The organism is Cryobacterium sp. TMB3-10 (assembly GCF_004402305.1).
Taxonomy (GTDB): Bacteria; Actinomycetota; Actinomycetes; order Actinomycetales; family Microbacteriaceae; genus Cryobacterium; species Cryobacterium zongtaii.
Genome location: NZ_SOGH01000019.1, coordinates 23,518 through 37,747, shown reverse-complemented (window position 1 = coordinate 37,747; position 14,230 = coordinate 23,518). Strand labels below are relative to the sequence as shown.

Below are 14,230 nucleotides of genomic sequence, written 5' to 3'. Positions count from 1 at the left end.
CGCCGCAGCAGCCGCGGTGGGGATCGAGGAATCAGCCGACGCCCGGGATGGGCGCCTTCTGGTGCTACCCGATGGGACGGGGATCGGGCGTGTCCGGGACATCCGCGATTTCGTTCGCGGGGATGTCGGCGTATGCGCCCAGCCCGTCGGTTCCGTAGCTGCGGTCGACGAGCACCTCAGCTCCATTGATGTCCACCTTCACCGTCGGCGCCAGCGTTCCGCCTCGACGGAAGTCATCCGACGTTCCGATGGTGTCGATGAAGGACTGAACCAGGCCGTCGGGCATGACGTAGTGCGAGTACGCCTGGAACTGCCCCGGGTGCTGGTTGAAGTCGGGCGCGAAGGGGAACCCGGCCGCGTAGTTGAGGTTGGACGGGCTGCCCAGGGCAAGACCCGAACCCCGGTTGACCGGCTCGAAGTCACTGCGCACGCCGTTACCGACGAAGCCGTACACACCTTCGGGACCGTCGATGCCCGGCGCGAACGTCGAACGGTGACTGATCGTGAAGATGTAGTACTTGCCGTCCTTCATGTAGATCTGAGGACGTTCCGTCTGGTCGGTCACGCAATTCGCTGACAGGATCGGTGGCAGGAAGTGCCACTGGGTCAGCGCCTTGTTGTCCGCGACCGCCAGGCCGACGTTACCCATCCGCAGGTTCGCGTCAGACGCGATCTCCGGCGGACCGCCCGGAACCCCCTGTCCGACCGGCACCTCACGTTGCGGATCGGCGGGATCGTAACCGAGGTCCTCTGCCGTGCACTCGACCGCCTCGCGGTCTCCTGCCGTGTTGCCCTCGAAGACCATGAAGGTCTTGCCGGGGTGAGCGGGATCCTCGAAGGTGAACGGGTCACGGAAGTTCACGGACGAGTTCTGGTCCTTGGTTTGGTACAGGGTGCCGTCTGGAACCAGCAGCTGGTGCTGGTCGCGGAAACCGGTGAGCCACACGCCGGTGTCATCGGCGAAGATCCGACCCTCGGTCTGCACGATACGCGGATCGGCCGGCTTCACGTCCTGACCGGCCGCGTCGCGGTAGAAGGCGACCGCCGTGTAGAACGTACGCAGCTTGTTGCCGGCGAAGATCCGGGTGGAACCGGACCATTCCGTCTGATGGCTGAACGACTGGTCCTCGTAGATCGCCCCGGAGGCGCCGTCAGGGAAAACCAGACCGCCGTAGGTCCAACCGCCGTTCTCCGGCCTCTGCTCGATCGGAACATCCGCCTTGCGGAAGAAGAAGCCGAGCTTGGCGTAGGTGTGTCGCTCATCAAAACCCAGATTGCGATCAGCGACCAGCGAGAAAATCACCTCCCACCCCTTGAAGCTGAGCTGATCGGCTTGACCGTTGGTCAGGGTCCAGGTGTCCCAGACCCACACCTGCCCGCCGCTCATGTCGGGAAAGCTCTGCGGGATGGTCGGCATGGTGTATTCCTCGGGCATCGAGTTCTCCCGCGGTGGTGCGCTGGGGTCACTCATCGCCTTCAGCTGCCGCGCGTCAGCGCGCGTCCAGCGTGAGGTGAAATCCGCCTCAGGCTCATAGGCCTGTTGGCTGTGCGGTGTGGGATTGGGAAAGCCCGGGTTGACGGGAACGAAGTCCGCCGCCTGGGCAGGAAGTGTGCCTAGGGCCAATGTGCCCGCGATGAGCATGGTGGCGGAGAGCAGGCCAATGGCCGCCCGCCGCGCTGGCCGGTATTGAATTTTCACGATGTCCGCTTTCGATCAAAGTTGGATGATCGACCGCTCAATGACGCTTACCCCAGGGCCAACCATCTGCCTCCCATCGCGAAAGGTCAAGCGTTCTTGAGAAAAAGTCAAGACTCCAGTCCGGGTCCTCGGCAATGTTGAGGGAATATCAAAGCTTGAGATCCGCGTGATACTGCGGCAGGGGTGCCTCAGGGCACTCTCGCACCGAAATGGCGCTCTTGACGGTGGTTCTGGCACAGGCGTAACCTCCACGGAGATCTCTCAGGTGGCGTCTCTCCCCAGAAGCACCATCCATCGCGGTCGTCCCCCGACGACCCAACACCTGGAGAATCATGGATACCAAAACATCACGGCGCGCGGGCACCCTAGGACGGGGCCTTACCGCCGGCGTGGCCGCCGTTGCCGCCATACTGCTGACGGCCGCTCCCGCTCTCGCCGCCCCGTCCGTGTCAGTGTCGACACTGCGCGAGGTCTCTGCAGCGCAATTGGCCGATTCGCTCGCCGGCCGCGGGCTCAGAGTGCAGGACGCCACGTTCTCGGGCGTCGACGTGCAGGCCGGACTGTACAAGGCTCCGATGCTCGAAAAACGGAATTCGTCCGGCGTCGCGCTCTCGACAGGGAGCCTCATCAACGCGGATCCACAGTCGGATGCCGACGTCGACTTCACCAGATCCTCGCTGATCGGACCCAATACGAGCCTGACGACAACGGGCGACTTCGGTGGAGCCGGCGATGCTGACCTCACCGCGCAAGCGGGAGTCTCCAGCTACGACGCCGCCGTGCTGACACTCACCGTGAAGCCCAAGCACAAGCATCTTTACCTCGAATACGGATTCGGCAGCGAAGAGTATGCGAACTGGACCGCCCAGGGATACAACGATGCGCTCGGCATCTGGGTGAACGGCCAGCTGTGTTCCACCGTTCCCCGCACCTCGGAACCCGCCGGAGTCAGCACCATCAACCCGACCGCCAACCCAGAACACTACGTGCCCAACTTCACCGACCGCACGCCGGGCACCCTGCCCACGGAAATGAACGGATTCACCAAGCCGCTCCAGTGCCACGCGAGAGTCACGCCCGGCACACCGGTCACTGTGAAGATCGCCGTGGCCGACACCCTTGACGGCCAACTCGACACGACTCTGCTGCTCGCGGCAAAGTCGCTCTACTCCAGCCCTTCGCGTCGCTGACGACATGGAGAGCTCGCCGGCCACTGCCGGGACCCCGACGGGAAAGAACGATAGGAAGAAGCGGCGTGCCCGCCTCATCGTGATCGCCTCCGTCGTGGTCCTCGCGGTGGCCGGCGCCCTAACGTGGGCGCTGCTGGCGCGGCCTACCGCGCAGCCACCCGTCACGTCGTCGCAGACGCCCGCGCCTCAGCCCACCGACGCCCGGCAATTCGAGCGACCGACTGACTGGTCCGACTACCGCCCGGCGTTGCACCTCACGCCTGCGCACAACTGGATGAACGACCCGCAACGCCCGTTCCTCCTTGACGATGTGTGGCATTACTACTACCTCTACAACGCCGACTACCCCAACGGGAACGGCACCGAGTGGTACCACGTCACCTCCACTGACCTCGTGCACTGGAAGGACGAGGGGGTGGCGATCGAGAAATACGGCAACGGCCTCGGTGACATCGAGACCGGAAGCACGGTCATCGACGTCGACAACACCGCCGGTTTCGGCGCCGGAGCGGTCATCGCGATCATGACCCAACAGGCCGACGGCATCCAGCGCCAGTCCCTGTTCTATTCGACGGACGACGGGTACACCTTCACCTCGTACGAGGCGAACCCCGTGATGGAGAACCCTGGGACGACGGATTTTCGCGACCCGAAGGTGATCTGGGATGCCGCCGGTCAGGTCTGGGTCATGGTGCTCGCCGAGGGAGCCAAGGTCGGCTTCTACACCTCGCCGGATCTCACCGAGTGGACCTACGTATCGAGTTTCGAGCGGGACGACCTGGGCACACTGGAGTGCCCCGACCTGTTCCAGATGTCCGTGGACGGGGACCCAGCGAACACCCGCTGGGTGCTGGCCGCCAGCGCCCACGGCTCGAAGTACGACAAAACCACCGGTTTGGCCTACTGGACGGGAGACTGGAACGGCACATCGTTCACGCCCGACAGCGAGGCTCCGGGCTGGCTGGATGACGGGGCGGACTTCTATGCCGCGGTGACCTGGGACGACCCCCGCGAAAGCGCCGAGGAGAGACTGGCCAGCCGTTACGCGATCGGCTGGCTGAACAACTGGGGGTACGCCGGCGACCTGCCCACGACGGACTGGCAGGGCGGGATGTTCTCGATTGTGCGCAGCATCCGGCTGGTGGACCTCGACGGTGCCGCGACCCTCGTTTCGCAACCGGTGGATGCTCTTTCCGAACTCGGCGGGGAGGCGATAACCGCCGAAACGACTGTGCTGCCGCCCGGCGACTCGGATACTCTGCCGCAGCCCGGGACCGGTTCCTATCGGCTGCAGGTGACCCTGTCGCCCGACGAGGCCGGCCCGGCGCGGGAAGTGCGGTTGAAGATCAAGGACGGCGGCGGCCATTTTGTCACCGTCGGCTATGACTTCGCGCTGCAGAACGTGTTCATCGCCCGGGATGCCGATGCGGCCGCAGCCACCATGCCGGAGCTGTACCGGGCGGTCCGCGGGGTGTCCAGCCCACTGCGAGATGGCGCCGTGGACCTCGACATCTTCGTCGACTATTCCTCCGTGGAAGTGTTCGCCGACGGCGGCCGGCAGACCCTCAGCTCGCTGGCTTTCGGGGAGCCGGGCGCCAACGGCCTTCGCGTGGAATCCGTTGACGGCAGCACGGTGGTCAGGTCACTGACCCTGACTCCGCTGGCCGTCGCGGCTCCGGAGCGCCAGTAGCTGCTCTCAGGCGGGGAAGGTGAAGTCGGTGACGACAGCGACCGCGGCATCCGTGGCCGGGGCCAGTGCGGCGGCGACAACTGCGGTCCGGCCGGTTTCGGCGAGGGCCTGACCGGTTTCGGAGGCCTTCACGAGGTGCTTCACGGCACGCCTGAGGCCCACGAAGCTCGCGGCAGCGGCGGCGGCTTCGGGTGAGCAGTGGTCGATGCCCCGTTCGGCGAGGGCGTCGATCACGGCGCCGGCCACGAGCAGGTCCTCCATGGCGAAGCGGATGGTGCCGTCGGCACGGCGCTCCCCCACCGCGACGACCGCCACCGAGAAACGGTCACCCTTCTCGGTCTGGCGGGCCAGCGCCCAGTCGGCCACGAGGGTGCTCGTGGCGAGGTCGGCCGCGATCACGGTGTGTGCGCCGAGCGGCGTGGGGAAGCCGCGCGCGACATCCACGGCCGGCAGGGCATCGGCGAGCACGACCACGTCGGCCTCGGCGGCGAGGGCCTGGAAGCCGGCGACGCCCCAGTCGAATCGGACCTGGTACTTGATCTGGGGCTCGGCGTCGCTCACCGGTTCAGAGTACCGGGCGCGGTGCTCTCCCGGCCGGGATTCTCGTCACCGGACGACACTGTCGGCGGGCAGAACCACTCCGAAGGCGGGCAACTCGGCGAGCTAGCGGGCGTCGTAGTGCGCGAGGGCGTCGGCGTCGGTGGCGTGGGTCATGGCCCGGCGGGCGGCGTCGAGCGCGGTCACCGGGTCGGCCTCGGCCTCGGCGAGGGCGAGCTGGCGTTCGGCCTCGGCCAGACGGGTGCGGGCGCCGGCGCCGACCCGGGCGCGGTTGGCGGTGATGAAGTCGCGGGTGATGCCGATTTGACTGCGAGCGGCCAGCCGGGCGCCCACGTAGGCCTCGCGGGCGTTGTCGCGGCGCAGCTGCCGGTTGCGGGCCTCGGAGCGGGTGACGTCGAGGCCGTCGAGGGCCTCGCGCAGCCGGGCGAGGTCGGCGGACGGGTCGCTCACCCGGCCGGGACGGCGCAGCTCAGCCACGACCGCATCCGCGGCGGCGATCACCCGGTTGAGGTCGGCGCTGGCGTCGGACTCCTCGTGCCGGTCGCGCAGCGCGCGCGCCTCGGCGAGTTCGGTCTCGGCCACGGCGAGGGCCGTGCCCAGGCTGGCGAAACCCACGTGCAGCTCGTCCTCACCGGTTTCAATGGCGTCCAGCAGCGCCGAGGCGGTGAACAGGGCGTGCTCGGCGGCGCTGACCTGCTCGCCGACCGGTTCCGTGGCCCCGGCCGCCAGGCGCGCGTCGGCGGCATCCGCGGCCCTGAGGCCCACATCAATGGCGGCACGGGCGCGCTCGACATTGCCGCTGATCGAGGCGAGCGCCGACGCGGAGTAGCTGGTGGCGAGCCGGTTGAGGGTGGCGGCGCCGCCGGCCAGCCGGTCGTTCGCGCGGTCGAGGCGGCGTCGCAGCCGCTCGAGTTGCAGCGGAGCGTTCTGCTCGACGACCCGTTTGGTATCAAAATCGCGCGTCTGCGCGTCGAGGCGGGCGGTGGCTTCGTCGGCGAGACGGGTGATCTTCTCGGTCCACTGGCGGACCTGCGCGTCGGTGTCCGGGTCGCTGTCGTCGAGCTGGTGTTTCAGCGCGAAGGCCTCGCGCAGCTGGCGCCTGGACACGGTGAGGGCGTCGGCGAAGTCGGCTGTGGCTCGTTCACCGAACTGGGCGATCGCGAAACCGAGCTCATCGGTGGCGGCCTCGATGAGGTCATCCGCCCGCACCAGGCTGATCGCCGCGGCGCGCTCTCGTTCGGCGATCTCGGCGATCTCGGCCGCACGGATGCCGCGGGCCTTGCGCCGGGACGCCGACACGAACAGCCAGATGACGCCCACGACCACGCCGAGGACGATGACGGACGGGAGCCACCACAAAGCATCAGTCATGCGGCCATCCTATTGAGCGAAGCTGGTGGAATGGCTGGTGGCAGGCCGGTCCCGGGCGCGTTTCGGACGGCGCCCGGAGGGAGCGGGACCACCCCGAGACCACCCCGAGCTGCTCACTGCACCTCCTGCGGCCCAGCGCGCCCGCTATAGCGGGCGCGGCCAGCCATACGAGGTGCAACGAAGCCTCACGGGCGCGAGGCACGGGCGGGCGGCGAGGCCGCGCGGCTAGCGGCGGCGGTCGTCGGCGCTGGGCCGGCGCATCTGCGCCCGGATCAGCTCGAAGTCGTGCCGGCTGATCTCCAGCAGCCCTCGGCGCAACTGCCGGCCCCAGTCGGGGTCGTCGCGGGTGAGGTCGAGCACCTTCAGCAGCGGCCGGATCGACGCGGGCTCGGCGGCCGGGTCGTACTGCACCCGTCGCCGCCAGGGCCGGTACTCGCTGCCGGAGTCACCCACCTGCACCACCACGTTGTCGCTGACATAGCCGATCGCCGTGAACTGCCGCAGTCGCTCCCCCTCGAATTCGGTCTTGGGCGAGTAGTAGACCAGCCCATCGGATTCGTTCATGCTTTCGAGGATCTCGCGGGCGGCAAAGTTCATCTGGGCCAGGCCCATGGCGACGCTCCGCAGCACATACTCCTGCTGCACCACCCCGAGCCAGTACCGAATCGCCACGTACCAGTTGTACTGCATCGCTCTGACAGCACAGACTGAGAGCATGCGCGTACTGCTGAAAGAGATCCTCGACTGCACCCCGGATGCCGCCTGGCGGGCCCTGGCGAGCCCCACGGTGTTCCGCGAGGTCAGCGGCCCGCTGATGAGCATCGCCTCCCTCGAAACGGAAGGCTTCCCCACCCGCTGGACGCCGGGAGAGCACCCGGTGACCATGAGCGGTCTGGGCCTGGTGCCGCTGGGCGAGCAGATGATCCGGCTGGAGACGCGCACCACCCCGGACGGCGTGCGCATCGTGCACGACACCGGCAACGGCGTCTCCGGCGCGATGAAGACGCTCACGCACTGGGACCACCGCATGGCCATCTCCCCCGACCCGGCCGGCACCGGCAAGACCCTCTACCGCGACCAGCTGATCTTCTCCGCCGGTCCGGCCACTCTGGCGGTGTGGCCCGGCCTCTGGGCGTTCTGGCAGTTGCGGATGCGTCGACTCAAGGCCCTGGCGCCCACCTGGCAGTACGACCTGGGCGCCGACGATCCCGCATTCGTGGCCGCGGGCGCGGCCGAGGGCCCTGACGGGAACGACGGGTTAGCCTGACGGTATGAGCACAAGCATCGGAGCCCTGCAGATCGCCGACTGGCGCCGCCGCGTGTTCGGGCTTTACGGCGGGGTGCGGCAGCTAAGCGCGCGCAAGCCGGCCGCCGGCCACGAACTCTGGCGCTCCGGGCGCGATGAACTCTTCGCCGGGCATCCGGCGTCGCCGCTGCTGCCGGACGACAGGGCCGCGTTCACCGGGCTCACCGTCGCAGCTTACGACCCGGACTGGCGCTTCGAGGTGGAGGTGCACCGGGCAGCGGAGCCGCTGCGCATCACGGTGGAGACCGGCACCGACGGTGTCGTGCCGTTCGACCTGGTCGGCTCCGTGCGGCTGCCCTACATCGGCTCCCTCGACCTCTGGCGGCTCGCCAGCTACGGCGGCGGCCTGTTCTTGCCGCTCAAGGACGCCCTCGCGGGTAAGTCCGGCGGCACCTACGGCGGCGGCCGCTACCTGCTGGACACCATCAAGGGCGCCGACCTCGGCCCGGGCACCGGCGACGACAGCCTGATCCTGGACTTCAACTTCGCGTACAACCCGTCCTGCGCGTACGACCCGATGTGGGCCTGCCCGTTGCCGCAGGCCGGCAACATCGTCACCGCCGAGGTGCCGGTCGGCGAACTGTACCTGCCCAGAGACTAGAGTCGAAAGTCCCGGCCAGCCCCTGATACGGCTGGATTCTGGCTGCGCGCTTGACAGCATCCGCTAGAGTAGGGGTACTTGTGAGTGCGTAGTTGCGCTCACTGCGTCGTAGAACGCCCTCTTCTTATCGACGGCCGCCTCGCCCGAGTATGACTCGTTGCTGGCGGCCCTCTCGATTTCCGAATGAAACTTTCTTACGGCGAACGGATGTGCCCATCGGCACCTTCGCCATGTGAATCCTCCTGGCTCCGGCCGTCGCTCTGTGCGTCACCGGTTCGAGCGAGGAGACTGATGCCCCGAAAGGCACCACTTTGTCTGAAACTTCCTTTGGCGCGCTTGGCGTGCCCGCTCCCCTCGTTGCCGTGCTCACCTCGCAGGGCATCGACAGCCCGTTCCCGATCCAGGTCGACACCCTGCCCGACACCCTCAAGGGCCGCGACGTCCTCGGCCGCGGTAAGACCGGCTCCGGCAAGACCCTGGCCTTCTCCATCCCGATGGTGTCCCGCCTCGGCGGCAAGCTCGCCGGCGGCAAGCGCCGCCCGGGCCGCCCGCTCGGCCTGATCCTCGCGCCGACCCGCGAGCTGGCCACCCAGATCACCGCGGCGCTCACCCCCCTCGCCGAGGCCTACGGCCTGAACACCACCACCATCTTCGGCGGCGTCTCGCAGAACCGTCAGGTCGCCGCGCTCAAGGCCGGCGTCGACATCGTCGTGGCCTGCCCCGGCCGCCTCGAGGACCTCATGAAGCAGGGCTTCGTGAACCTCGACTCCGTTGAGATCACCGTGCTCGACGAGGCCGACCACATGGCCGACCTGGGCTTCCTGCCCGTCGTCACGCGCATCCTGGACAAGACCCCGTCCAGCGGCCAGCGCCTGCTGTTCTCGGCCACGCTCGACAACGGCGTGGACAAGATCGTGCGCCGGTTCCTGCACAACGAGGTTCTGCACTCCGTCGACGAGGCCACCAGCCACGTCTCCGCGATGACCCACCACGTGTTCGAGGTCGATGGCGCCGACAGCAAGAAGGAGCTCATCGAGAAGCTCGCTTCGGGCAGCGGTCGCCGCATCCTCTTCATGCGCACCAAGCACCACGCCAAGAAGCTGGCCAAGGCGCTGACGGATGCGGGCATCCCCTCCGTCGACCTGCACGGCAACCTGTCGCAGGTGGCCCGTGACCGCAACCTCGCCGCGTTCAGCGCCGGCGACGTGAAGGTTCTCGTCGCCACCGACGTGGCCGCCCGAGGCGTGCACGTTGACGACATCGAACTCGTCATCCACGTCGACCCGCCCGCAGAGCACAAGGCGTACCTGCACCGCTCGGGCCGTACCGCCCGCGCCGGCAGCGCCGGTGACGTCGTCACCATCGTGCTGCCCGCGCAGAAGCGCGACACCGACCAGCTGCTGCGCAAGGCCGCCATCACGGTGACCCCGCAGCGCGTGAACGCGTCGTCGCCCGCCGTTGTCGCCCTCACCGGTGACGTGGCCGCGTACGTCAAGCCGGTGCCGCGTGTCGAGCAGCCGCACGGCCAGTCGCAGGGCGGCCGCTCGCAGGGCGCCAACGCCCAGCGCAAGCGCGTCAACCGTGACGAGCGCGACAACGGCGGCCGCGGTTCACGCGACGCCGGTGGCCGCAGCGGCCGCAGCGGCGATGCCGTCGCCGCCGGTGGCGCCCGTCGCGACCGCACCGAGCGTCCGGCCTCCTCCGGCCGCAGCCACGCTCCCCGCACGGGTGGTTCAGGTTCGGGCACCGGCGGCTCCGGCCGCTCCGGTGGCCTTCAGGTCGGCGGACTGGTGCGCGGCTCCGGTTCCACCGGCGGCGGCGCCCGTCGCTCGGCTCCGCGCCGCGCGCAGGGCTAGTCAGCCCGTACTGCTTGTACGACCCGAACGGGCCGGCTCCTCACGGGGCCGGCCCGTTCGTCGTTCCCCGGCCCTGGCTGCATAACTCCTGCAGAGCTCTGCCCGGCCGGGGTTCCGCCGCGTGATTCTGGGGTGCCACCGGCGCATCCCTTGAAAGTGCAGGAGTAGTGCTCGGGCCGGGCCGGCGAGGGGCAGGGCGGGGCCGGCGGCTGGATGGTTCGGCGGGGTCGGTGGCCGGGGTTAGGGTCGAAGTATGAACACCACCGTTGTTGTTCGGCCCGTCACCGAGACGGATGCCGACAGCCTGGGCCGCGTCCACGCGGCTTGCTGGCACGAATCCTATGACCACATCCTCAGCCAGGCTGCACTGTCGCAGCTGCACCCGGAACGCCTTGCCCAAATGTGGCGCCGCTTCTCGGTGCAGGGCCCCGGCTACCGCCACGTCGTGGCTGAACTCGACGGCGAGATCGTCGGTTTCGCCGGCAGCGGCCCCGGCCGCGACGCCGGCAAGCCCACCGAGCACGAGCTCTACTTCGTCTACCTGCTGCAGGCCCACCAGGGCACCGGCATCGGCCAGGCCCTCTTCGACGCCGTCGTCGATCCCGGCCCCACCTACCTCTGGGTCGCCGCGGACAACCCCCGCGCGCACCGCTTCTACGCCCGTAACGGCTACCTGCCCGACGGCCAGGAGCGCACCGAAGAGGTGCTGGGCGAACCATTCCGCGAGGTGCGCCTCGAGCGTTAGCAGCCGGCCACCCAGGCCCTGAGCCGAGCCCGATCCCGCCCAGCGGGGTCGGGCTTTCGCGCGCCCACCAGCCACGCCCGGCACCGTAAAATCAGGGGATGCCTACGATTCCTGTGATCCTCGACGTCGACACCGGCGTCGATGATGCCCTCGCCATCCTCTTCGCCGTCGCCCACCCCGACATCGAGGTGCTCGGCATCAGCTGTGTCGCCGGCAACGCCTCACTCGAGCGGGTCGTGGAGAACACCCTGCGGATCCTCGATGTCGCCGGAGCTCCCGACATCCCGGTCGCGGCCGGCGCCCGCCGTCCGTTGATCTCGCCGGCCCGCAGCGCGTCGCACGTGCACGGCGAGGGCGGTCTGGGCACCGTGCACCTGCCGCCGGGCGAGCGCACGCCGGCGCCGGTCAACGCCGTCGAGCTGATGCGCCGGCTCATCACCGACAGCCCCCGCCCGGTGACCGTGGTGGCACTGGCCCCGCAGACCAACCTCGCGCTGCTGCTGCGCCAGTACCCCGACCTGGCCGAGAACATCGAACGGATCGTGTTCATGGGCGGCTCGGCCAGCGTGGGCAACGCCACTGCCGTGGCCGAGTTCAACGTGTGGCACGACCCCGAGGCGGCGGCGATCGTACTCGACGCGGGCATCCCCACCTTCATGTACGGGCTGGACGTCTTCAACCAGGTGAGCGTTGACCGCGACCTGGCCACCGCGCTGGAGAGCGGCGACTCCGGCTACGGGCGGGTGGTCGGAGCGCTGCTGGCGAACCGGGTCGCCCGCAGCGAGAACAGCGCGGCCGAGTACACCGGGCTGATCGGTGACGCCGGGGCGCTTTGCGCGCTCGTCGACCCGGATGCGCTGACCACCCGACTGTTGCCCGTGCGGGTGGAGCTCACCGGGTACGGTCGCGGCCAGACCATCGTGGACCAGCGTCGCCGGGTGGGCGAAGACATCCTGCACGGCACCGCGGGCACCTGGGAGGTCGTGGAGGTCGCCCTGGACGTGGACGCCCCACGCTTTGCCCGCCTGTTCCTGGGCACCCTGGGCCTCTCCCCCCTCGCGAACTGAGAGAAAAGCCCAAAAACTCGCCCGCGAAGGTGCTTAGGTCACAGTTCGCGGATGCGGGGGTCAGCGCAGGGCGCCGACCGAGGCCAGGGCCATGCGCAGGAGGCCACCGCGGCCGCCTTCCATCTCGGCCGAGACGGCGTCGGTGGCCGCCTCCTCCGGGGTCATCCAGGTGAGCTCGAGGGCATCCTGGCGGGGGTCGCAGGTGCCGGTGACGGGCACGACGTAGGCCAGCGACACGGCGTGCTGGCGGTCATCCGTGAACGCGGTGATGCCGGGCATCGGGAAGTACTCGGCAACCGAGTACGGCACCGGGCTCGGCGGCAGCTGCGGGAACGCCATCGGGCCGAGGTCCTTCTCGAGGTGCCGGAACAGGGCGTCGCGCAGGGTCTCGCCGTAGAGCACCCGGCCGGAGACCAGGGTGCGGGTCATTTTGCCCTCGGGGGTGGCGCGCAGCAGCACACCGACCTCGACGACCTGGCCCAGACCGTCGACGCGCACGGGCACGGCCTCGACGTACAGCAGCGGCAGCCGCTGGCGGATCTCGGCGAGCTCGACATCGCTCAGCCAACCCGGGTTCGAGTTGGGCGGCGGTGCGTCATCCCCGCCAGGCGTCCAGTCCGGATCGGGGTCAGGGGTGCGCACGGTCATAGTTCATTCTCACTCACGAGAGCCGCGGATGCACCACCGGGGTCCGCGAGTCCGCCCGCCCCGACCCCGCGAGCTGTGAGAAAAGGCACTTTCGTGGGCCTTGGGTCTTAGTTCGCGAGACCCCGCGGGTCTCGGGCGGGCGTGGAAGGATTGAGGGAGTCGGCGCTGTACCTGCGTCGACACCGACGTGAGGAACCGACACATGGCCACCAGCATCCGCCCCGAGCCGATCGATCCGGCCGCCGTGCTGTGGTCGGCCGCCGCACCCGACCGGGTGGGGCGCCCGCTGCTGCTGGTGCTGCACGGCTATGGGTCGACCGAGGGCGATCTGTTCGCGCTGGCCCCGCACCTGCCGCTGCAGCCGACGATCGCGGCGCTGCGGGCGCCACTGCCGGCCGGTCAGGGTTGGTCGTGGTTTCCCATCGGGGTGCCCGGCGATCCCGTCGGTGACGCTCTCGACGCGGCAGCGCTCGGCATCATCGAGTGGCTCGACGCCCTCCCCGTGCAGCCCACGTCCATCGGCCTGCTCGGCTTCTCGCAGGGCGGCGCCATGACGCTGCAGCTGATGCGGCACGCGCCGGAACGGTTCGCGTTCGCGGTGCAGTTGTCCGGGTTCATCGGCAGCGGCACGCATCCGGGCGACGCACGGCTCAAAGAGCTCGCGCCGCCGGTGTTCTGGGGCCGCGGCACTCTGGACCCGGTGATCCCCGAGGGCGCTGTCGCCCGCACCCAAGCCTGGCTGCCGGCGCACTCCACACTCACCGAGGGCATCTACGAGGGAATGGGCCATTCCATCTCGCAGGCCGAACTCGGCGAGATCGTCGCGTTCCTGCGCGAGCAGTACGCGGCTCCGGCGACGCCGGCGGTGCCGACCGCCTGACCGGCGCACCCCGGCACGGATGCCCCGACGTGCCCCCGAACGGACGAATTGCCCCGTCCCAATGGAGCAACTCGTCCGGGGCGGGGCAACTCGGTGAAACCAGAGAGCTAGGAGTTCTTGCGGGCGGCCTTCTCGTTCTGTGCGGCGAAACGCTCGGCGTGCGCCTTCTTGCGGGCCTTCTCAGCATCGCGGTCCTTCACGCGGATCTGCTCCTCGCGCACCTCGAACTGGGTGGCGCGCTCTGTGACGAGCCAGGCCGGCGGCTGCTGCAGCAGTGCCTGGATCTCGGCGCTGGTCAGCGGCTCGGTGACCTCACCGCGCACCAGGCCTGAGATCGACACGCCGAGCTTGGCGGCGACGACCTGCTTGGGGTGCGGGCCGTTGGCGCGCAGCTGGGTGAGCCACTCCGGCGGGTTCGCCTCGAGGGCGGCCAGCTCGGTGCGGGACACCGGCGTGGACTGGAACTCCTCGGGTGCTGCTTCGAGCAGAATCCCGAGCTTCTGGGCAGCCGTGGCCGGCTTCATGGTCTGGGGCTTCTTCTCGCTCATGGTTCCAGCGTATAGCCTGAGAGCACTATGGTTTCGGTGTCCTGCGCCCGGACACCACCAAAACGGCCCGC

Annotated in this window: 14 protein-coding genes; 8 read left to right on the top strand and 6 right to left on the bottom strand. The window is 69.0% G+C overall.

Features of this window, described 5'->3' with window-relative positions; all coding sequences use genetic code 11:
• Window positions 1–64 precede the first annotated feature (64 nt).
• Window positions 65–1,642 carry a glycoside hydrolase family 68 protein gene (locus E3T22_RS07540; protein WP_134481047.1) on the bottom strand — a complete coding sequence of 526 codons (1,578 nt, stop codon included), beginning with the start codon at window positions 1,640–1,642 and terminating at the stop codon, window positions 65–67.
• Between the two features lie 389 nt (window positions 1,643–2,031).
• Between E3T22_RS07540 and E3T22_RS07535 the strand changes: the two genes are divergently transcribed.
• Window positions 2,032–2,889, top strand: a complete 858-nt coding sequence (locus tag E3T22_RS07535) for a choice-of-anchor L domain-containing protein (protein ID WP_134481003.1) — start codon at window positions 2,032–2,034, stop codon at window positions 2,887–2,889.
• 4 nt (window positions 2,890–2,893) lie between these two features.
• Complete coding sequence (locus E3T22_RS07530; protein WP_134481002.1) at window positions 2,894–4,579, top strand: glycoside hydrolase family 32 protein; 1,686 nt, start codon at window positions 2,894–2,896, stop codon at window positions 4,577–4,579.
• 6 nt (window positions 4,580–4,585) lie between these two features.
• Here E3T22_RS07530 and E3T22_RS07525 read toward each other — a convergent pair whose 3' ends face one another.
• From E3T22_RS07525 to E3T22_RS07515, 3 genes are all read right to left on the bottom strand, one after another.
• Window positions 4,586–5,140 (bottom strand): 2-phosphosulfolactate phosphatase, encoded by a 555-nt coding sequence (locus E3T22_RS07525; protein WP_088457235.1) that lies wholly within the window; start codon window positions 5,138–5,140, stop codon window positions 4,586–4,588.
• Between the two features lie 102 nt (window positions 5,141–5,242).
• Window positions 5,243–6,508 carry a hypothetical protein gene (locus E3T22_RS07520; RefSeq protein ID WP_134481001.1) on the bottom strand — a complete coding sequence of 422 codons (1,266 nt, stop codon included), beginning with the start codon at window positions 6,506–6,508 and terminating at the stop codon, window positions 5,243–5,245.
• A gap of 225 nt (window positions 6,509–6,733) precedes the next feature.
• Window positions 6,734–7,180 (bottom strand): EVE domain-containing protein, encoded by a 447-nt coding sequence (locus tag E3T22_RS07515; RefSeq protein WP_241979989.1) that lies wholly within the window; start codon window positions 7,178–7,180, stop codon window positions 6,734–6,736.
• Window positions 7,181–7,223: 43 nt separating this feature from the next.
• Between E3T22_RS07515 and E3T22_RS07510 the strand changes: the two genes are divergently transcribed.
• The 5 genes from E3T22_RS07510 to E3T22_RS07490 all read left to right on the top strand — a co-directional run bounded on the left by E3T22_RS07510 (window position 7,224) and on the right by E3T22_RS07490 (window position 12,083).
• Complete coding sequence (locus tag E3T22_RS07510; protein WP_134481000.1) at window positions 7,224–7,775, top strand: hypothetical protein; 552 nt, start codon at window positions 7,224–7,226, stop codon at window positions 7,773–7,775.
• A gap of 4 nt (window positions 7,776–7,779) precedes the next feature.
• Window positions 7,780–8,415 carry a DUF1684 domain-containing protein gene (locus tag E3T22_RS07505; protein WP_088457238.1) on the top strand — a complete coding sequence of 212 codons (636 nt, stop codon included), beginning with the start codon at window positions 7,780–7,782 and terminating at the stop codon, window positions 8,413–8,415.
• 311 nt (window positions 8,416–8,726) lie between these two features.
• Complete coding sequence (locus E3T22_RS07500) at window positions 8,727–10,271, top strand: DEAD/DEAH box helicase (protein WP_134408150.1); 1,545 nt, start codon at window positions 8,727–8,729, stop codon at window positions 10,269–10,271.
• A 253-nt stretch (window positions 10,272–10,524) separates the two neighbouring features.
• Window positions 10,525–11,016: a GNAT family N-acetyltransferase gene (locus E3T22_RS07495; RefSeq protein ID WP_088457240.1), complete on the top strand. Its 492-nt coding sequence runs from the start codon at window positions 10,525–10,527 to the stop codon at window positions 11,014–11,016.
• Window positions 11,017–11,114: 98 nt separating this feature from the next.
• Window positions 11,115–12,083: a nucleoside hydrolase gene (locus E3T22_RS07490; RefSeq protein ID WP_134480999.1), complete on the top strand. Its 969-nt coding sequence runs from the start codon at window positions 11,115–11,117 to the stop codon at window positions 12,081–12,083.
• A gap of 60 nt (window positions 12,084–12,143) precedes the next feature.
• On the opposite strand, the gene E3T22_RS07485 is transcribed toward E3T22_RS07490, so the two are convergent.
• The gene (locus tag E3T22_RS07485; protein WP_134480998.1) at window positions 12,144–12,731 is read right to left on the bottom strand and encodes an NUDIX hydrolase family protein; all 588 of its coding nucleotides are present in this window, start codon (window positions 12,729–12,731) and stop codon (window positions 12,144–12,146) included.
• Between the two features lie 202 nt (window positions 12,732–12,933).
• Here E3T22_RS07485 and E3T22_RS07480 point away from each other — a divergent pair, with 202 nt between their 5' ends.
• Entirely contained in the window at window positions 12,934–13,611 is a 678-nt protein-coding gene (locus E3T22_RS07480) for an alpha/beta hydrolase (RefSeq protein WP_134480997.1), read from the top strand.
• A 107-nt stretch (window positions 13,612–13,718) separates the two neighbouring features.
• Here E3T22_RS07480 and E3T22_RS07475 read toward each other — a convergent pair whose 3' ends face one another.
• Window positions 13,719–14,159 (bottom strand): DUF5997 family protein, encoded by a 441-nt coding sequence (locus E3T22_RS07475; RefSeq protein WP_088457244.1) that lies wholly within the window; start codon window positions 14,157–14,159, stop codon window positions 13,719–13,721.
• Window positions 14,160–14,230: the final 71 nt, after the last annotated feature.